General features: G+C 58.9%; 17 protein-coding genes. All 17 read right to left on the reverse strand.

From position 1 onward, the window contains the following. Nucleotides 1–21: 21 nt before the first annotated feature. Nucleotides 22–804, reverse strand: a complete 783-nt coding sequence (gene sigG, locus H4Q31_RS08220) for an RNA polymerase sporulation sigma factor SigG (protein ID WP_185178575.1) — start codon at nucleotides 802–804, stop codon at nucleotides 22–24. Between the two features lie 64 nt (nucleotides 805–868). Further along, nucleotides 869–1,591: an RNA polymerase sporulation sigma factor SigE gene (sigE, locus tag H4Q31_RS08225; protein ID WP_185178576.1), complete on the reverse strand. Its 723-nt coding sequence runs from the start codon at nucleotides 1,589–1,591 to the stop codon at nucleotides 869–871. 15 nt (nucleotides 1,592–1,606) lie between these two features. After that, nucleotides 1,607–2,569, reverse strand: coding sequence for a sigma-E processing peptidase SpoIIGA (spoIIGA, locus tag H4Q31_RS08230; RefSeq protein WP_185178577.1), 963 nt, complete (start codon nucleotides 2,567–2,569; stop codon nucleotides 1,607–1,609). 221 nt (nucleotides 2,570–2,790) lie between these two features. Further along, a complete protein-coding gene (locus H4Q31_RS08235; RefSeq protein ID WP_185178578.1) occupies nucleotides 2,791–3,474 on the reverse strand; it encodes a hypothetical protein in 684 nt (227 codons plus the stop codon). Next, a complete protein-coding gene (locus H4Q31_RS08240) occupies nucleotides 3,471–4,373 on the reverse strand; it encodes an ABC transporter ATP-binding protein (protein ID WP_245347186.1) in 903 nt (300 codons plus the stop codon). The genes H4Q31_RS08235 and H4Q31_RS08240 overlap by 4 nt, the downstream gene beginning before the upstream one ends. Next, nucleotides 4,370–4,726, reverse strand: coding sequence for a GntR family transcriptional regulator (locus H4Q31_RS08245; protein ID WP_221626775.1), 357 nt, complete (start codon nucleotides 4,724–4,726; stop codon nucleotides 4,370–4,372). Before H4Q31_RS08245 ends, H4Q31_RS08240 begins: the two co-directional genes overlap by 4 nt. 236 nt (nucleotides 4,727–4,962) lie before the next feature. Then, a complete protein-coding gene (gene ftsZ, locus H4Q31_RS08250) occupies nucleotides 4,963–6,120 on the reverse strand; it encodes a cell division protein FtsZ (protein WP_185178581.1) in 1,158 nt (385 codons plus the stop codon). Between the two features lie 50 nt (nucleotides 6,121–6,170). Beyond that, a complete protein-coding gene (gene ftsA, locus H4Q31_RS08255) occupies nucleotides 6,171–7,418 on the reverse strand; it encodes a cell division protein FtsA (protein WP_185178582.1) in 1,248 nt (415 codons plus the stop codon). Between the two features lie 237 nt (nucleotides 7,419–7,655). Then, nucleotides 7,656–8,405, reverse strand: a complete 750-nt coding sequence (locus H4Q31_RS08260) for a cell division protein FtsQ/DivIB (RefSeq protein WP_185178583.1) — start codon at nucleotides 8,403–8,405, stop codon at nucleotides 7,656–7,658. A gap of 95 nt (nucleotides 8,406–8,500) precedes the next feature. Next, entirely contained in the window at nucleotides 8,501–9,784 is a 1,284-nt protein-coding gene (gene murA, locus H4Q31_RS08265) for a UDP-N-acetylglucosamine 1-carboxyvinyltransferase (RefSeq protein WP_185178584.1), read from the reverse strand. 16 nt (nucleotides 9,785–9,800) lie between these two features. Further along, nucleotides 9,801–10,706 (reverse strand): UDP-N-acetylmuramate dehydrogenase, encoded by a 906-nt coding sequence (gene murB / locus H4Q31_RS08270; protein WP_185178585.1) that lies wholly within the window; start codon nucleotides 10,704–10,706, stop codon nucleotides 9,801–9,803. A gap of 153 nt (nucleotides 10,707–10,859) precedes the next feature. Beyond that, a complete protein-coding gene (murG, locus tag H4Q31_RS08275; RefSeq protein ID WP_185178586.1) occupies nucleotides 10,860–11,969 on the reverse strand; it encodes an undecaprenyldiphospho-muramoylpentapeptide beta-N-acetylglucosaminyltransferase in 1,110 nt (369 codons plus the stop codon). 8 nt (nucleotides 11,970–11,977) lie between these two features. Further along, a complete protein-coding gene (gene spoVE / locus H4Q31_RS08280; protein WP_185178587.1) occupies nucleotides 11,978–13,075 on the reverse strand; it encodes a stage V sporulation protein E in 1,098 nt (365 codons plus the stop codon). A 46-nt stretch (nucleotides 13,076–13,121) separates the two neighbouring features. After that, the gene (gene murD, locus H4Q31_RS08285) at nucleotides 13,122–14,564 is read right to left on the reverse strand and encodes a UDP-N-acetylmuramoyl-L-alanine--D-glutamate ligase (RefSeq protein ID WP_185178588.1); all 1,443 of its coding nucleotides are present in this window, start codon (nucleotides 14,562–14,564) and stop codon (nucleotides 13,122–13,124) included. Between the two features lie 3 nt (nucleotides 14,565–14,567). Next, nucleotides 14,568–15,530, reverse strand: a complete 963-nt coding sequence (gene mraY, locus H4Q31_RS08290; protein WP_185178589.1) for a phospho-N-acetylmuramoyl-pentapeptide-transferase — start codon at nucleotides 15,528–15,530, stop codon at nucleotides 14,568–14,570. A 4-nt stretch (nucleotides 15,531–15,534) separates the two neighbouring features. After that, entirely contained in the window at nucleotides 15,535–17,028 is a 1,494-nt protein-coding gene (locus H4Q31_RS08295; protein WP_185178590.1) for a UDP-N-acetylmuramoyl-tripeptide--D-alanyl-D-alanine ligase, read from the reverse strand. Further along, the gene (locus tag H4Q31_RS08300; RefSeq protein ID WP_185178591.1) at nucleotides 17,025–18,512 is read right to left on the reverse strand and encodes a UDP-N-acetylmuramoyl-L-alanyl-D-glutamate--2,6-diaminopimelate ligase; all 1,488 of its coding nucleotides are present in this window, start codon (nucleotides 18,510–18,512) and stop codon (nucleotides 17,025–17,027) included. Before H4Q31_RS08300 ends, H4Q31_RS08295 begins: the two co-directional genes overlap by 4 nt. Nucleotides 18,513–18,655: the final 143 nt, after the last annotated feature.

Consider the following 18,655-nt stretch of genomic DNA (forward strand, 5'->3'; position numbering starts at 1 on the left):
GCTTTTTCGGTTGACAGCCTATTAAGTTTTCACATGCTTCTGCATTTGTTGAATGGCCGACTTCTCGAGACGCGACACCTGCGCTTGCGAGATGCCGATCTCGTCGGCCACCTCCATCTGCGTCTTGCCCTCGAAGAAGCGCATCGACAGGATCATTTTCTCGCGTTCATTCAGCTTCCGCATCGCTTCCCGAAGTGCAATCTCTTCGATCCATTGAATATCCTTGTTGCGCTCGTCGCTGATCTGATCAAGCACATAGATCGGGTCGCCGCCGTCATGATAGATCGGCTCGAAGAGCGAGACCGGGTCCTGGATGGCGTCAAGCGCGAAGACGATGTCTTCCTTGGGAACGTTCAGCACCTCGGATATCTCCAGAATCGTCGGTTCCCGGGAATGCTGATTGGTCAGCTGATCCCGCACCTGCAGCGCCTTGTAGGCAATATCCCTCAGGCTGCGGGAGACGCGAATCGGGTTGTTGTCGCGCAAGTATCGGCGAATCTCGCCGATGATCATCGGAACGGCGTACGTGGAGAAGCGGACGTTCTGGCCTAGATCGAAATTATCAATCGCCTTCATCAGCCCGATGCAGCCGACCTGGAACAGGTCGTCCACGAATTCTCCTCGGTTGTTGAACCGTTGAATGACGCTAAGCACCAGACGCAAATTGCCGTTGACCAATTTCTCACGGGCGTTGAGTTCACCCCGAGTTTGCAGAGCGAGAAAAAGTTCCCTCATTTCGGCGTTGGTTAGGACAGGCAGCTTTGAGGTGTCGACTCCACATATCTCCACTTTGTTGCGGGTCAAGGCGAATTCCTCCCGGGGAGCAGCGTTAATGTAGAGTATTTCCGGGGGTGCCTATTTTATTCGGTCAGACCATTTTGTTGAACTCCTTCCGCAGCCGCTTAATGATCCGTTTCTCAAGCCGAGAAATGTACGATTGCGAGATGCCGAGCAGGTCGGCGACATCCTTCTGCGTCTTCTCTTCGCCATCGGCCAGGCCGAAGCGGAGCTCCATGATCGTCCGCTCCCGATCGCTGAGCTTATCGAGCGCCTTGTGCAGCAGCTTGCGGTCGACCTGCTCCTCGATGTTGCGGTAGATCGTATCGTTCTCTGTGCCGAGCACATCCGACAGCAGCAGCTCATTGCCGTCCCAATCGATGTTCAGCGGCTCGTCGAAGCTGACCTCGGTGCGCGTCTTGCTGTTGCGGCGTAAGTACATCAGAATCTCATTCTCGATACACCTGGAGGCGTATGTCGCCAGCTTGATTTTCTTCTCGGGGTCAAAGGTATTCACCGCCTTGATCAGACCGATCGTACCGATCGACACGAGATCTTCGATATGAATGCCGGTATTCTCGAACTTGCGGGCGATATAGACGACGAGGCGCAGATTACGCTCGATCAGCATCGCGCGGATGGCCGAGTCTCCCGAAGGCAGGCGCTCCAGCAAATATTCTTCTTCCTCGCGCGTAAGCGGCGGCGGTAATGCCTCGCTTCCGCCGATGTAGTACACTTCCTCGCTCTTCCAGCCTAGCCTGAACAACAGGCGATAGATCGTCAGTTGGGACATCAGCTTCAATCTTACGAGCACTTCTTCAACCTCCTGTCAGGCAGTCTGGGATGGGGCCGCCTCCGCATCGAAGGACATTCCGAGATCTGGATGCACGATCGCGCGATACGACCCGTCCGGAGACAGCGTGCCTCCGTCCATACCGATCAGAACCCGTTTATAATGGCGAGAGGGAGCGCCGCTTGGGCTGATCGAGACGGAATCGGGCTTGATCGCCAGGAGCAGGCGCGTATTCCCGTTCACGCCTCGATACGGAATGAGCCTCAGCCGGTCTCCCCATGCATACCCTTCGCTTGAATCGTGATCCAAGCCCGCGACGAGACTGTCGGCAGGTTCGTCCTTCAGGCGTTCGGCCCAGCCTGACGGCAGCTGCTCCTTCCATAAGGAAGCTTCCATCATCATGACCGGAATCCGCGTCAACGGATCATATAGCCGATTGCCCGTATCCACCAGTCCCCGGCACTCCCTCGTCTCTCCGCCGATCGTGACCGCGACGTTCACGATGAGCGAATCGAGCTGTCCGGTCCGTTCTGCGCTGGCGGAAGCTCCGCGGAACAGCCAGACGGACAAGGCGAAGCAGACAGCCAATAGCAAGAATTGCAAAGGCAGCTCCAGCAGCAGCCCTCCGTCCGGCGAGAGCGACAGATCGCTCCAAGGGGCTCTGGATTGCCGAAGCAGGAACGTCAGGCCGAGGACGCCGCCTAGCGTGGCGAAGCTCACCAGATAGAACGTGCCCATCAGCCGGGCTAGCCGCAGCGGGCTTCCGTAGCCGAAGGCGCATAGCAGCATCGCTAGAGAGACAAGCACCTTCACGGCGAAGCTGTACAAGTAAGGAACGTCCGCCATGAACATGCCCGCGGCATAAACGGCGCCCATCCCCGCGGATAGGGCGATGCGGCGCCGTTTCGGCTGTAGTCTGCGAACCTTGGCGGTTGTGAGCAGTACGGTGCCGTCGACCGCCAGATTCGTTAGAAATACCATATCTACATACACAATCATCCGGATCGCCATCCTTCTATGCCCGAGACTGCCTTGGAGAACGAAGGCCGGGATGGATGAACCCAGTATAATCCGATTCGATTCCGGTGTCTGTCTAATCCTGCCGTTCTTCCCGTTGTTTTTTTGTCGAGGCGGCAGCCTCTTTGAGCCGGGCAGCACAAGCAAAGACCCATGAAGAATGTCATGGGTCTGAAGATCAGTTCGATTGAAGCTGCTCCACTTTAGGCTGTCGTTCTGCGAAGCAAGAGATAAGAGATAAACGCGTTAATCGCGGGCGGGATGATCAGCCAAGTGAAGAGTTTGCCTACGGACAAGGGCTTCAGCAAGCGATACAGATTGTCCCAGCCTTCGTAGTAGGTGCCAAGCACGGACACGACGATCAGGACAAGCGCCAGAACGACCAAGAGGGCGAAGAGAGCCTTAAGGCCGAATCTGCGCTTCCAGCAACTGAATACGAATCCGGCGAAGAACATGTTCAAGAAGGCGACGAACATGATCCATCCCCATTCCGCCGCAGAGCCGTCGCTTAGCGAGTGGACGCGGAAGAAGTGCAGCCGCGCGCCCCATCCGCCGCTCGCCCGTTCCACGAGCGTGAGGACGGTCAATGCCGCTGCATACAGAGCGCTTAGAATGAGGACGACAGCTGTCGTTCCCCAGAAGTAATCCTTCCTGCGAACGCTGAACCCAAGCGCGAACGAGAATTGCTGATTAATAGTCATAATTCCGTTCGTGAACAGGATAATGAAGATAGAAGCCAACGCTCCCGTATAGTTCTCTTCCTCCGTATCGATTGTCGCGAAGAGAATCAGATTCACGAAGAAGGCGCTCAGGAGTACAATCCAGGGGAGGGCGATCCATATCCAATCTTTCAATTGCATGCGTATAACGCCGGCTACACGGCTCATGCCCGCTCACCCTCCTTGCCTTGAACTTGATTGATCTTGGACAAATGCACGACCAATTGCTGCAGCGATACCGGCTGAATCTCCAATCCCATGCCTTCAGCCTCGTGACGGTCCCGTCCATCGCCGGCGCCGATGACGGCTGCGGTCAACAAACCTCCGAACGGCTCTCGATGAATCACTTGTTTGCCTCGCAAGAAGTCCTCGACCTTCGAAGCAGCCCCGGCCACCGCATAAGCCCGCCCGCGGATCGTATCGGTCTCTTCATCCAGAATCACCTTGCCGCTGTCAATGACAATCACATGCTCCAACAGCCTGCTGACCTCATCTATTAGATGCGTGGATAGAATGATGGTGCGCGGGTGTTCACTATAATCTTCCAGCAGACGATCGTAGAACAAACTGCGTGCGACCGCATCCAATCCCAAATACGGCTCGTCGAAAATCGTCAGCGGCGCGCGGCTGGCGAGCCCGACCACGATACCCAAAGAAGAGAGCATGCCTCTGGACAGCTTCTTCACATTTCGCTTCAGCGGCAGCTGGAAATCCGCGATAAGCGAATTGGCGAAGTCCCGATCCCACTTCGGGAAGAAGTCGGCCGATACGTCCAGCACATTTTTGACAGAGAATGTGTCCGGGTACTTCTGGCTCTCCTTGATGAAGCAAATGTTCCTAAGCACCTTCTCGTTCTCGTAGGGATGCTCTCCGAACACCTTCAGATCGCCGCTCGTCGCGAAGCCCTGGGCCGTGAGAATATGCATCAGCGTCGTCTTCCCGGCGCCGTTGCGGCCAAGCATGCCATAGATTTTGTCCGCCTCGATCTGGAAGCTGACGTCGTCGATCGCCTTTACCTGGCCGTACGATTTGCGCAGATGGTTGACTTCGATAACCGCACTCATCATCCGTTCTCCCCTTTCCGGATCATATCTGCCACTTCGGCATTCGTGATGCCGAGCTTCTGCGCTTCCCGAAGCATCGACAATACATACTGGTCGTAAAACAGTGCCTTGCGCTTCTCGATCAGCACGCTGCGCGAACCTTCCTTCACGAACATTCCAATCCCTCTCTTCTTGTAAAGGATGCCTTGGTCGACCAGTTCATTGACGCCTTTCGCCGCCGTTGCCGGATTGATCTGATAGAATGCCGCGAATTGATTGGTCGACGGCACCTGCGATTCTTCAGGCAGGACTCCTTCAATAATGTCATTCTCAATCTTCTCGGCAATCTGTAGGAAGATAGGGCGACTGTCATCCATTCTGTTGATCACCTCGGTTCCTTGCTTCGTATTGTATACTATGTCCAGTGCTTGTGTGGTTAATTACTCATGTAACTAACCATACAAGACAAATGAATGACTGTCAATAGGAATAATTCCTTTTTTTACTACATGCGCTTATCGGAGACGGTGCCGCCGAGAATGCAGTCAAACAAAAAAACCTTATTCCGAGAATCCGGAATAAGGTGCTTGTTCAAGCCGATGCATCGCTGTGACTACCGGTCGCGAGGACGATTGCGCAGGAATGCAGGAATGTCGAGCTGATCGCTGGTCAGGTTGTTGCTGCCGAACGGGCGCAGGTTGCTGGCGGCGTTGCTCGCAGAACGCGTGTCTTGCGTCTCGGATGCAGCGGCTGACTGCGATGGCTGCGATGGCTGCATATGCGAAGAAGAAGGCTGAACGCGAGGACGGCTCGACATCTTATGCTCGAAGCCGGTCGCAATGACCGTTACTTTGATCTCATCCTTCATGCTGTCGTCAATGCTCGCGCCGAAGATCATGTTCACTTCCGGATCGGAAGCGGCGATGACGATCTCGGCTGCTTCGTTAACTTCGAACAGCGAGAGGTTGGAGCCGCCGGTAATGTTCATAATGATGCCGCGCGCACCCTCGATGGATGTCTCGAGCAGCGGGCTCATGATTGCCTTCTTGGCCGCTTCCATCGCACGGTTCTCGCCGCCGGCTACGCCGATGCCCATGAGAGCCGAGCCGCGTTCGGTCATGATCGTCTTCACGTCGGCGAAGTCGAGGTTGATCAGTCCCGGCACCGCGATCAAGTCGGAGATGCCCTGAACTGCTTGCTTGAGCACGTTGTCCGCTTCGCGGAACGCTTCCATCATCGGCGTCTTCTTGTCGACAATCTCCAGAAGGCGATCGTTCGGAATGACGATCAGCGTGTCGACCTTCTCTTTGAGCGCTTCGATGCCTTGATCAGCCTGCGTGGAACGCTTGCGGCCCTCGAAGGTAAATGGACGGGTAACGACGCCAACCGTCAGAGCCCCGGCTTCCTTCGCCAGCTCCGCAATAACCGGAGCCGCGCCCGTACCGGTGCCTCCGCCCATGCCCGCTGTTACGAATACCATATCCGACCCGCGCAGCGAATTGATGATCGCTTCGCGGGATTCTTCTGCTGCCTTCTTGCCGACATCCGGATTAGCGCCGGCGCCGAGACCGCGGGTAAGCTTGTCCCCGATCTGCAGCTTCTGTTCCGACTTCGTCAGGTGAAGCGCTTGAGCGTCCGTGTTCACCGTAATGAACTCGACGCCCTTCACGCCGTTCTCGATCATTCGGTTCACCGCGTTGCTGCCGCCGCCACCGACGCCGATCACTTTAATTTTCGCGAGCGGCTCCATTTCAAAATCAAATTCCAACATATTACTATTTCCTCCTCGCATCGCTATGAGAATCCCTTATCAGCGGCGGCTCAAATAAATTCCTTAAACATATTCTTAACCCATTCCATAATGCCGCCGGGCTTAGAAGAGGCCGCTCCCGCAGCCGCTTTGCTCTTCTGAGGGCGTTTGGCCTGCGCGGCGCTGCGGGCACGAACGTACTTGGTCACGTATTGAATCATGCCCACGCCGCTGCTGAACGATGGATCGCGAACGCCGATGAAGTCCGGCACCGCGATCCGGACATTCGATTCCAATTCGCTCTGCGCGAGGGGAAGAACGCCGGGCATCGATACCGATCCGCCCGTTAACACGTATCCGTTAAGCTTGTCCAAATAACCAAGACGCTTGACTTCCTGGCGAATCATGTGGAATATCTCCTGCATGCGCGGCTCGATGATCGCGGATAGATCGTATTGGGAGAATTCCTTCTCCACATTGCTTCCGACCCTCATCACTTTGAACTTCTGGTCCTCAGCCGCATCCTCCGTACGGGCACACCCGTACTTCAGCTTGATCTTCTCCGCGTGCTCGGTCTGCGTCTTCAGGCCGTAGCAAATATCGCTCGTCACATAATCGCCGCCGATCGGAAGCGTCGAGACGGCTGCGAGGCTGCCGCCTTCGAAGATCGCGAGCGTCGTCGCTCCCGCTCCGATGTCAGCAAGCACCGTGCCCATCTGCTTCTCGTCCTTCGTGAGTGCCATCATGCCCGAAGCCAGAGACATCAGAATGATACCGGAAATCTTAAGGCCCGCCTTCTCAACGCAACGCATTAAATTATGTACGGCGGCTTTGGTTCCCGTAATAATCGTGCATTCGACTTCCAGACGAACGCCGATCATTCCTCTCGGATCTTGAATGCCGGTAAGCCCATCAACAAGATATTGCTTCGGCAGCAAGCCGATAATCTCTCTCTCCGGCGGAAGCGCGACCACTTTGGCGGCTTGAAGAACGCGCTCAATGTCCTCTTCCCCGATCTCCCGGTCTTCATTCGACACGGCGACAACGCCATGATTGCTCTGAAGCGCTATGTGATTGCCGGCAATGCCTACGTATACTTCTCCGATGTCAATCCCAACCATGCGTTCCGCATGGTCGACGGCGTTTCGGATCGATTGAACGGTCTGGTCAATATCGACAATAGCGCCTTTGCGGATGCCTTCGGAATCCGAAGATCCGACGCCAATGATATTAATGGCCCCGTTGCTGATTTCCCCGATGATCACCCGGACCTTCGACGTGCCGATGTCCAAGCTGACGATGAGGTCGTTGCTACTCAAACGGTGGCACCTCCAATTAGTCGTTGAAAATAGCTGCGAAATGGGATGCTTTCTCTACTTATTCAACGTCTGCGAGTTTTTCCCTCTTTTTTCAACAAAAAATTTCATGATTCTCGGTGCTGATTCTCAGTGCTATTATTCAAATCCTTCACGCAAGGATTTATAGGCAGCCGATATTATAAATTCTAGCATTGTTCCGGCTAAAAGAGTAGAGTCCTTTTCCTTATGTTTAATAGCTTAGGAGCCGCTCTGCTGCTCGTTTTGTGCCGAATAAGGAAGGTAATAGTCCGCTTCCAGCAAAGTGATAAGTCCAGGCGCACGATTCGCTACGATCTCGCCCATTATATCCATCTTGCCGGGCAGCTTGCCAATCGTCGTTACGATCTCGAATTTGGACCGCGTGAACAGCTTGATCCGGTCTGGATACGCGTTGGAGGGATCCGGCGCGATCTGGGAGAAGTCGCCTAGCGCCGCCGGCTCCAGTTTGCCGAGAACGCCGCAAAGCGCAGCCCGGTTCGGATCGTTAACATTCCATCCCGTCAAGATGGGCATATCCGGCAACGATTCCCCTTCCTTCATCGGAATGGACAGGCCGTTCTCGAGCACGAGCGAAGCTCGGCCCGTATCGTTCAGTTCGACGGCCACTGCCGCAAATTCCTGAACCTCTATCTTCAAATGTCCGGGGAAACGTTTGGTCACCGTAGCGTTCTGCACAGGTCCGATCTCTTCAATCTTCGCTTCCAGCTTCTTCGGACTTCCCTTGAAGAATGAATCGCCCTCCTGAATTCCGAGCGCCTGCTCCACATCAGCGGCTGCCGCGTAGCGGGTTCCCGTAATCTCGATATCGGTAATGCGCGACAGCGACGAATGGAAAAACAACACGATCAGCGCGATCGCGAACAGTGCGATCACGATCCCTAGGAGCGTGCCGCCGCGGCGCCGCGGGGCAACGGGTTCCGGTCTCAACGCAGGAATCCGCTCGGCCATGGATGTATCCCCCTCTATCGCATGCTTGTCCGATCTATGGTCATAGAAATCCCCCGCTCATAGGATCGCTCCGCTACAGCGGGGGAGAACAGCCGTTATCGATTGGCGCTTGCCGCAATGCTCTCGTAAGGCAGCCTCACGATGTCGGCTCCTAAACTTGCAAACATCCCTTCAATCCGGTCATAACCTCGATCGATATGATGAACGTGCTCGACGATGGTCGTGCCATGGGCGGCTAGCCCCGCAATAACGAGCGCCGCTCCTGCGCGCAGATCGGTCGCTTCAACGGTCGAGCCGTACAGCTTCGGAACGCCTCGGATGAACGCCGTGTTCAGGTCCAGCCTGATGTTGGCTCCCATCCGGCATAATTCCTCCACATGCTTGAAGCGTCCTTCGAACACCGTCTCTTTGACGACGCTGACACCGTCAGCGAGTGATAACAAGATCATAAGCTGCGCCTGCAGATCAGTCGGAAACGCCGGATAAGGCGACGTCACGACCCGATCGACCGCCCGCGGACGGGCGCTGGCTCCAACTCTCATTATACCATTCTCGACTTCGATATGAACACCCGCGCGTCTTAATACATGAATAAGAGAGGTCAAATGTCCGGGCTGCGTCCCTTCTAGGGTTACGCTGCCTCTAGTAGCCGCGGCGGCAACCATCACCGTGCCCGTGACGATGCGGTCGGGAATAATGTCGAATTCGCAGCCGGACAGCGAAGGAACCCCGTCGATAATGATCGTATCGGTTCCGGCTCCTCTGACCTGCCCGCCCATCTCATTGAGGAAGCGCTGCAGATCTTGAATCTCCGGCTCGCGAGCCGCGCCGACGATCGTCGTTCGGCCCTTGGCCAGAACGGCGGCGAGCATAATATTCTCGGTCGCTCCGACGCTCGGAAAATCGAGAATAATCTCGGCGCCGACAAGCTGTTTGGCCGTGCAAACGATGCGGCTGCCCGTCTCTCGCAGTTCGGCGCCAAGCGCCTGCAGCCCCCTTAAGTGCAGGTCGATCTTGCGCTCCCCGATTGCGCAGCCCCCAGGCTGATAGACTTCCACTTCCCCGAAGCGCGCCAGCAGCGGCCCCATGAGGAAGACCGACGATCTCATCTGCCTCATCAAATGCTCCGGTACATGGGAGGAGAAAGCCTTCGAACTGTCGACCGTCACCTGGTCGTCTGTCTGATTCGTCTTGCAGCCTAGATCTTGCAAAATATGAAGCATCACTTCGATATCCAATAAGCGAGGTACGTTGCGAATCGTCACCGCTTCCTCCGCCAGCATGCTGGCGGCCAGAATCGGCAGAGCGGCATTCTTGGCTCCATGGATGCGTATGGTGCCCGAAAGCGGCTTACCGCCTTCAATCACCAATTTGTCCAAGGTTGTCACCTCCGGATTACCGCTCACCCATCAGGAGAACCTCCGGCACCATTCGAATTCCAAAGCGGTCTTCCACGGTGCTCTGAACCCGGCGTATGAGGGTGAGGACGTCCTCGGCCTTGGCATCGCCATGGTTGACGATAAAGTTGGCGTGCAGAAGAGAGACTTCGGCGTTGCCTTCACGCGCGCCCTTCAGCCCGGCGGCTTCGATCAGCCTCGCGGCATGATCGTTCGGCGGATTGCGGAATACGCTCCCCGCGCAGGCCATCTGCAGCGGCTGTGTCCGCAGCCGGCGATCCTTGAACGATGCCAGCGCGGCGGCGATCTCCTTGCGATCTCCCGGCTGGAGAAGGAATGTCGCCTCCGTCACGATACCCCGCCGCTCCTGCAGAATCGAATGGCGATAGCCGAATGCCAAGTCTTCCTTCCCGTACGTTCCCCGTGTTCCGTCTTCCCAGACGATGTCGGCCGACTGTAAGATGCGTGACACATCAGAGCCATGCGCTCCGGCGTTCATGTAGACGGCTCCGCCTACCGTGCCTGGAATTCCTCCCGCGAACTCCAGTCCGGTGAGCCCTTCCTTGCCGGTCATAACCGACAGCTTGATGAAGGAATAAGAACCGCCCGCCCTGACGGTTCCCCCGTCGAACGACACGAAGTCAAAGCCCTTGCCGAGCTTGATGACGGCGCCGCGAACGCCCTTGTCAGACACGAGCGTATTGGATCCGCGCCCCAGCGTCGTCCATGGCACGTCATGCCGATTCAGGATGCGGATAGCGTCAGCCAACTGTTCTTGGGTATCGGGAACGAGGAAGATATCCGCTGGTCCGCCGATTTTCCAAGTCGTATGCTTGGCAAGCGGTTCGTTCAAGCTTACCGAGCCGATCAGGGCTTGTTCCAGTTCCGCGACCAACCGTTGCATAATTGCTCCCCCTTGCCCATAATAGAAGGCTTCGCTGCTCTCGCTTCTCGCCTGCGCCAACTCGACAATCACGATCACGCTGTATCTTATGTCGACATCGCCGGCGTGGTGACAAACGCCCAGCAGCCAAGCCTTCCAGTTCGATGTTGTTCGTTATTTGCGATGAATAAGTTCTAGCATTTGCTCATAGATCGCCGTTGCCGCATTAGGCGTGCCAAGACGGCGGGAAGCCTTCGCCATCTTCTCCCGCAGCTCCGCGTCCCGCATAATCGACGAGACGGACCGCAGCAGACCGTCGCCGCTTAGGTCCTTCTCCAGTATCATCTCCGCAGCTCCGGCGGCTGCCAGGCTCTCCGCATTCGGCTGCTGGTGGTTGTTCGTTACATTAGGCGACGGAATAAGAACAGCCGGAACGCCGAGCGACGTCACCTCGGCTAGGAAGGACGCTCCCGCCCGGCTGATAATCATCGAGGAAGCGGCCAGCACTTCCGGCATGTTGTTGACGTACGAGAGCACGTGCACACGCTTCGCAACATCAGCCGGCAGCGCCTTCACGCGCTCCGCCGTCTGCTCGTAATACCGGTCGCCGGTCACAAGCACCAGATGAACGCCGGCTAAGCTCACCAAGCCGGGAAGCATGGCGAGGACCGCGTCATTGAGCGCCCGCGCTCCGCCGCTGCCGCCCGTTACAAGCACGAACGGCGTCCCCGGTGCCAAGCCGAGAGACGCATAGCCTTGCGCTTTATTGGCTTTGACCATGGTCGAAGCGACCGGGTTGCCGGCGTACTTCACATTGCCGACGCGGGCGAAATGCGGCAGCGAATCCTCGAAGCTGACCGCGACGCCGGACGCGTACCGGCTCAGAAATTTGTTCGTCAAACCGGGCACGACGTTCTGCTCGTGAATAAGCGTCGGAATGCCGAGCCGGGATGCCGCGTAGACGACGGGTCCGCAGACATAGCCGCCCGTTCCGACGACGATGTCCGGCTTGAACCGCTTCAGCAGCGCCTTCGAGCGCCGGACGCCCTGAATGAACCGGATGACGGTCCGGACGTTCTCCAGCGACAGCGAGCGCCGGATGCCGGAGATATCGATGCTCTCGAACGGCAAGCCCTGGGCGGGTACGATGCGGCTCTCAAGTCCTTTCTTGGTGCCGATGTAGAGCAGCTCCGAGCCCGGCTCCTTCTCGGCGACCTCGCGGCCGATCGCCAGCGCGGGATAAATATGTCCGCCGGTACCTCCGCCGGTCAGCACAAGTCGCATGTTTCAAGTCACCTCGAATAACGGGATAAATTAAGCAAGATGCCGAGCGCCGTCAGCAGCAGCGTCAACGATGAGCCCCCATAGCTGACGAGCGGCAAGGTAATTCCCGTCACCGGAAGCAGCCCGATGACGACGCCGACGTTCATCAGCACCTGCGTGGCGATGATGCCGACGATGCCCGCGGCCAGGAAGCTGCCGAACGGGTCGGTAATCGTCATGGCGGTCCGAAGGCCCCGCCAGATAAGCAGCAGGAACAGCAGCAGCAGCAGCGTCCCGCCTATAAAACCGAGCTCTTCCGCTAGAATCGAGAAGATAAAGTCCGTCTGCGGCTCGGGCAAATAATTGTATTTCTGCCGGCTCATGCCGAGGCCGAGGCCGACGAGCCCGCCCGGTCCGATCGCGTACAGCGATTGGATCGACTGGTAGCCGGCGCCGAGCGGATCCTGCCATGGATCGAGAAAAGCGGTTATCCGCTGCAATCGGTACGGAGCCGCGGCAATCAAGCCGACTAGCCCGGCTATGCCCAGCAAGCCAAGGCCGGCCAGATGCTTCACCTTCGCGCCGGCCACGTAGATGACCAGCAGGGACGCGCCAATCATAACCGCGCCTGTGCCGAGGTCCGGCTGAAGCATGATCAGGCCGAACGCCGTGCCGAGAATGGCCAGCGGCGGCAGCAAGCCGCGCGTGAACGATACCATCAGCTGCTGGCGTTCGGACAGGAAGCGCGCGAGATACAGAATCATCGCGAGCTTCATGAATTCGGACGGCTGGATGCCGAAGCTGCCGATGCCCAGCCAGCTCCGCGCCCCGCCGCGCACGACCCCGATGCCGGGAATGAGCACAATGAGCAGAAGCGCGAAGCAGATGATCAACCCCGCAGGCGCCCATCTCCGCAAGCGTCCGTAATCGACGTTCATCGTCGCGAACATGGCGGCTACGCCGATCGCGGCGAACAGCGTCTGGCGCTTGACGTAATAGAACTTGTCCCCGTAATCGTGGAACGCCGCGACCGCGCTGGCGCTGTACACCATAACCACGCCGATGGCCAAGATGCCGAGCGTGGCCGCAATCATCCATATGTCGGGAGCGTTGCGGGTTTTGATCATCGAACCGACACCTCACGTGACGAAGAAGTGGGGACGAGCCCCCTTCTTACAACGTATGCGCCGATTCCTTAAAAATGCGGCCTCGAACCTCGTACGAGGGAAACATGTCCCAGCTCGCACAGGCGGGCGACAGCAGAACGGTGTCTCCCGGCTCGGCCAGCCTTGCGGCTTCCTTGACGGCGAGACGCAGCGTATCGGCGGCATCACCCTCAGGTTCGACGATAATGACCGACGTTAAACCGGCAGCGTCCGCGACTTTGCGCATCTTGTCGCGCGTCTGGCCGAAAGCGACAAGCCCCTTCAGCCGATCGCGGAACACCGGCAGCAGCTCCATATAGTCGGAGCCGCGATCGAGGCCGCCGGCAATGAGCACAAGCGGCGCTGGGAACGAAGCGACTGCCGTCGCGGTCGCGACCGGATTGGTCGCCTTCGAATCGTTGTAATAGCGCACGCCGTGGAATTCGCCGACGTACTCGAGACGATGTTCGACGGCCCGGAACTCCTCTAATGGCTTCTTTAGCGCAGCCGGGCTGGCGCCAGCGGCGAGCGAAGCCGCTACTGCCGCGAGTGCGTTCATCACATTGTGGCGGCCCGGAATGCCGAGCTTCGCGACCTCTGCGATGCGCCGCTCGGAGCCGTCTTCGGCGCGGTAGACGATCCACCGCACGACGCCCGGCTCCTCCGGCGCGCTCTCGCCCGGCTTCACGGCCGGCAGCGGCGGCTCGATCGATACGCCGACCGGCAGCCGCTGCGTCAGAGAGAACGGCAGCTTACGCGCCTCGGAACGTTCGGCCACCTCGCGGACAACCGGATCATCCGCATTGTAGACGGCCGTGTCGTCTGATGTCTGGTTCGCAAACAACTTCGCCTTCGAAGCGACATAATCCTCCATCGAGCCGTGATAATCCAGATGCGTCTCCGCCAAATTCAGCAGACAGGCGATACGCGGCCGGAAGGCGGACGTGCCCTTCAGCTGGAAGCTGCTCAGTTCGGCGACGAGCCAATTGTGCGCCGTCGCTTCTTGCGCGGCGTCAACCAGCGGGCGGCCGATGTTGCCGGCGACGATCGGTGTAAGGCCTGCGGCTTCCAGCAGCGCGCCCGTCCATGACGTCGTCGTCGTCTTGCCGTTCGAGCCGGTGATGCCGATGATCGGCGCAGGCGACAGCATGCCCGCCACTTCGACCTCCGTCACCGTCTCGACGCCAAGCTCCGCCGCGCGCCGAATCGGCTGCGCGGTGTACGGGATACCCGGATTTTTGACAAGAAGCGCCGTCTGTTCCGTAACCAGATCGTCCGGATGCCCGCCGCAAACAATAGAAAGGCCCAAAGCCTCGAGTTCCTCGGCTTCGGGGCACTCCTCCCGCGGCTTGCGGTCGTTCGCGACGACGATCGCTCCGACATTGTGGAACAGCTTCGCCGCCGCAGCCCCGCTGCGCGCCAATCCGAGAACGACGACTTGGCGTCCCCGGTATTCATCTAATGGTCTCATGCTTTATAGCCCCTTGTATAAGATCAATCCGCAGACGGCAGCGACAAGGCCGGCCGCCCAGAACACCGTGACGACTCGCCATTCGGACCATCCGCTCAATTCGAAGTGGTGATGGATCGGGCTCATCTTGAACACCCGCTTGCCTCTCGTCTTGAACGAAGTCACTTGGATGATGACCGACAGCATCTCAAGCACGAATACGGCGCCGATCAGGATGAGCAGCAGCTCCGTCTTCGTCAGAATCGCGACAGCCGCCAAGCCTCCGCCGATGCCGAGCGAGCCGGTATCGCCCATGAACACCTTCGCCGGGTGCGCGTTGTACACGAGGAAGCCGAGCACGGCGCCGATCATGGCCGCCGAGAAGATCGCCGACTGCGATTGCGCCGAATCGACAGCGATCAGCATGTAAGCCCCGAATGCCAAGGCGCTTGTCCCGGATAATAGGCCGTCCAGGCCGTCCGTGAAGTTCACGGCGTTGGTAGATGCGAAGAAGATAATGATGACGAAGACGTAATAGAACCAGCCGAGATCCAGCGTGCCGTTCACGCCTGGGAAGCCGATCGCCGTGCTATGCCCCATCCAGTGCAGCAGATAGCAGAAGACGATGGCGACGAGGAGCTGGCCGAACAGCTTCTGTCTGGCTGTCAAGCCGAGCGAACGCTTCATGACGATCTTGATATAGTCATCCAGGAAGCCGACCAGGCCGAAGCCCAGGCAGGCGACGAGGAGCGCCCAGAACGGATAGCCCCGATCCGCGAATTTCAAGAATGCCAGCGTCAGCGCCAGCAGAATGATGACGCCGCCCATCGTCGGGGTGCCGGTCTTCTTCTTATGCGACTCCGGTCCTTCGTCCCGCACCGTCTGACCGAACTTCATCCGGCGCAGCACAGGGATGAGCAGCGGTCCGAGCAGCGCCGCCAGCACGAACGAGACCCCTAGCGTCCATAATGTCGATGTGTAGTCCATCAGTTCAACTCACGGCTCCCCTCTGCAGCGCGTATACGACCTCTTCGAGCTTCATCCCCCGCGAAGCCTTGACGAGCACGAGGTCGTCAGGCGTCAGCTTCGCGAGCAAGTCGGCGATCAACTGCTCTTTGTCCATATAATGCTTAACCGCACCCGCGGGGAGAAGCTTCTCGGCTTCCCGCGCTCCATTCGCGGACAGCGGTCCGTACGCCAGCAGCAGATCCGCCTTGTCCGGCGTCACGGCGCGGCCGATAGCGGCGTGGAATTCAGCCTCGTCCGGGCCGAGCTCCAGCATGTCGCCGAGCACGAGGATCTTGCGCCCGCCAGGCGCAGCCTTCAGGCTGGCGACGAGCTCGATCGCGGCCCGCACCGAAGCAGGGCTGGCATTATATGCGTCGTTCAGGACGGCCGCGCCGTTGGCCGCCGCCGTCCGTTCGATGCGCATGCCGGTCAGCTGCGCCGACCGCAGCCCTTCGGCGATCTGGTCGTCGGACAAGCCGAACAGCCGTCCGACGGCCACCGCCGCCAGTGCGTTGAGCGCGTTGTGCCGGCCCGGAATCGCGAGCTCGAACACAGCTTCCGGCGCTGCCGGCTGATTCGCCGCTTCCGCAGGGGCCGGTCCGCTGGACTTGCCGGGCTTGCCCGGCTCGCTCGGCTCGCCGGACCGGCCAGCCTCCGCCGTGAAGCGGCTGCCTTCCGCGGTGCCTTCGAACGCGCCAAGCCGCAGATCGCAGCTTGCGTCCGCTCCGAACGTCAGCTTGCCGATGCCCGCAGGCAGCGGCGATGCGGCCAGCTCCTCTGCCAGCAGCGGCTCGTCGCCATTGTAAATTAACGCGCCGCCTGTCTTCAGCCCCTCGGCGATCTCCAGCTTCGCGCGCGCGATGTTGCGGCGCGAGCCGAGCTGCAGCAGATGAGATTCGCCAATGTTCGTGATGACCGCAACGTTCGGCTTCGCGATGCGCGTCAACAGCGAGATCTCGCCGCGGTCGCTCATGCCCATCTCCAGCACGAACGCCTGCGTATCCGCCGGCGCCCGCAGAATCGTCAGTGGCAGGCCGATATGATTATTGAAGTTGCCTTCGGTCTTGGCCACCTTAAAGGCGGTCCGAAGCACCGAGGCGATCAGATCCTTCGTCGTCGTCTTGCCGTTGCTGCCGGTAACGCCGACCACCCGTGCTCCAATCGAGGCGAGGTAGCTCTCCGCCAGCTTCTGCAAGGCGGCCAGCGTGTCGCTCACCAAGATCAGCGGCAGCTTCGTCTCCGGCTGCGGCCGATCCGACTGCCACAGCGCGCCGGCCGCTCCCGCAGCCTCCGCCGCGGTCAGATGATCATGGCCGTCGAAATTAGCGCCGACAAGCGGCACGAACAACTGACCGGCTGCTATCGTTCTCGTATCCGTCGATACGCCGGCGAAGCGGATATCCCCCGCTTCGCCAACCAAAGGAAAGCTTAAAGAGCCGCACCAGGCGGCCGCTTCTCTAAGCGTTGTTTGAATCACTTGACTAGGCTCCTTATCGCGGCTCCCGCCACGAGGCGATCGTCGAAATCATGGGTGACGCCGCCTATAATTTGATAGGTCTCATGGCCTTTACCCGCAATCAATACTACATCTCCCGGGCTTGCCATTTCAACCGCTTTGTGTATCGCTTTGGCGCGGTCCGGCTCCATCTCGTAGCTGTCCGGAGAGGCGCCCGCTTGCTTCAAACCTTCTTCGATGTCTTGGAGAATTGCCAGCGGATCTTCGGTCCGCGGGTTGTCGCTCGTGACGACCGCGTAATCCGACAATTCGGACGCGATGCGGCCCATGATCGGGCGCTTCGTCCGGTCGCGGTCGCCGCCGCAGCCGAACACGCAGATGACGCGCCCGGTCGCAATCTCGTTCACCGTGCGCAGCACGTTGTCGAGGCCGTCCGGCGTATGCGCATAGTCGACGACAACGGCGAACGGCTGTCCTTCGTTGACGGCCTCTACTCGTCCCGGCACGCCCGGCGTGCGTTCGAGGCTGTTCACCGCCGCGTCCAGATCAATGCCTTCGCACAGCGCTGCAGCGATTGCCGCCAGCGCGTTGTAGACGTTGAACTTGCCGACGAGCTGCAGATTCACGTCCCTGCCCCCGCGGAACGTCTCGAGTTTAAACGACGTGCCGCTCGCTGAGATGACGACGTCCCGCGCCTTGACGTGCGCATCGCTCTCGATGCCGTAGGTCACAACCTCCGCGGACGTCAGCCTGGCGAACTTCTTGGATGCTTCGTCGTCCGCGTTCAACACAGCATATGTGCGGTCTTGCGGATCTGGCGCATATGTATTGCCCAGCCGGGAGAAGAACAGTCCCTTGGCGTCGGCGTAAGCTTCCATCGTCTTGTGGTAGTCCAGATGGTCTTGCGTCAGGTTGGTGAAGATCGCCGTACGGAACCGGACGCCCTTCACTCTTCCTTGCTCAAGCGCGTGGGAGCTGACTTCCATCACGCAGCGTTCCGTTCCCGCATCCAGCATGTCGCGGAACGTCCGCTGCAGCGCGAGCGAGTCCGGCGTCGTTCCCGACATCGGCAAGCTCTTGCCGGCGAAGCGCGTCTCGATCGTGCCGATGACGCCCGGCGCGATGCCCGCGTCCGCGAGAATGCGCTCGATCAAGTAGGTCGTCGTCGTCTTCCCGTTCGTGCCGGTGACGCCGATCGGACGCAGCTTGTGCGACGGATGACCGAACCAAGCGTCGGTCAGCACGGCGAACGCCTGCCTGACATCCGGCACGATGAGCTGCGGCACGGCGAGCGGCAATTCGCGCGAGACGACCAGCGCGGCGGCTCCCTTCTCCACCGCCTGAGCGGCGTAGTCGTGCCCGTCTACCGTATGGCCCGGCAGACAGAAGAAGAGCTGTCCGGCGGATGCGCGGCGGGAATCGGATTCCAGATCGCGAATCTCCGTCGTTATATCGCCGATCGTTCGACAGACCAGCAAATGAGCCGATAGCTCGTTCAATCTCATACCCATCGTCCTCCCAGAAGTCGATCCGGCCTTCAGCCGGTCGGACCGTATCCCCATTATCGTTCATCCCTCGCGCCCTTACAAGGGAAAACGACAGGCATTTTCTGAAAATGAGCGCTTTATCATCCGGTTATCATTCGGCT

It is taken from the genome of Cohnella lubricantis, assembly GCF_014212015.1.
Lineage (GTDB): Bacteria > Bacillota > Bacilli > Paenibacillales > Paenibacillaceae > Cohnella > Cohnella lubricantis.

What these genes read in the sequence shown, in the direction of transcription:
- spoIIGA (WP_185178577.1), bottom strand. Translation starts at nt 2,569, where the DNA reads ATGATTGTGTATGTAGATATGGTATTTCTAACGAATCTGGCGGTCGAC.
- H4Q31_RS08235 (WP_185178578.1), bottom strand. Translation starts at nt 3,474, where the DNA reads ATGAGCCGTGTAGCCGGCGTTATACGCATGCAATTGAAAGATTGGATA.
- H4Q31_RS08240 (WP_245347186.1), bottom strand. Translation starts at nt 4,373, where the DNA reads ATGATGAGTGCGGTTATCGAAGTCAACCATCTGCGCAAATCGTACGGC.
- H4Q31_RS08245 (WP_221626775.1), bottom strand. Translation starts at nt 4,726, where the DNA reads ATGGATGACAGTCGCCCTATCTTCCTACAGATTGCCGAGAAGATTGAG.
- ftsZ (WP_185178581.1), bottom strand. Translation starts at nt 6,120, where the DNA reads ATGTTGGAATTTGATTTTGAAATGGAGCCGCTCGCGAAAATTAAAGTG.
- H4Q31_RS08260 (WP_185178583.1), bottom strand. Translation starts at nt 8,405, where the DNA reads ATGGCCGAGCGGATTCCTGCGTTGAGACCGGAACCCGTTGCCCCGCGG.
- murB (WP_185178585.1), bottom strand. Translation starts at nt 10,706, where the DNA reads ATGCAACGGTTGGTCGCGGAACTGGAACAAGCCCTGATCGGCTCGGTA.
- murG (WP_185178586.1), bottom strand. Translation starts at nt 11,969, where the DNA reads ATGCGACTTGTGCTGACCGGCGGAGGTACCGGCGGACATATTTATCCC.
- spoVE (WP_185178587.1), bottom strand. Translation starts at nt 13,075, where the DNA reads ATGATCAAAACCCGCAACGCTCCCGACATATGGATGATTGCGGCCACG.
- murD (WP_185178588.1), bottom strand. Translation starts at nt 14,564, where the DNA reads ATGAGACCATTAGATGAATACCGGGGACGCCAAGTCGTCGTTCTCGGA.
- mraY (WP_185178589.1), bottom strand. Translation starts at nt 15,530, where the DNA reads ATGGACTACACATCGACATTATGGACGCTAGGGGTCTCGTTCGTGCTG.
- H4Q31_RS08300 (WP_185178591.1), bottom strand. Translation starts at nt 18,512, where the DNA reads ATGAGATTGAACGAGCTATCGGCTCATTTGCTGGTCTGTCGAACGATC.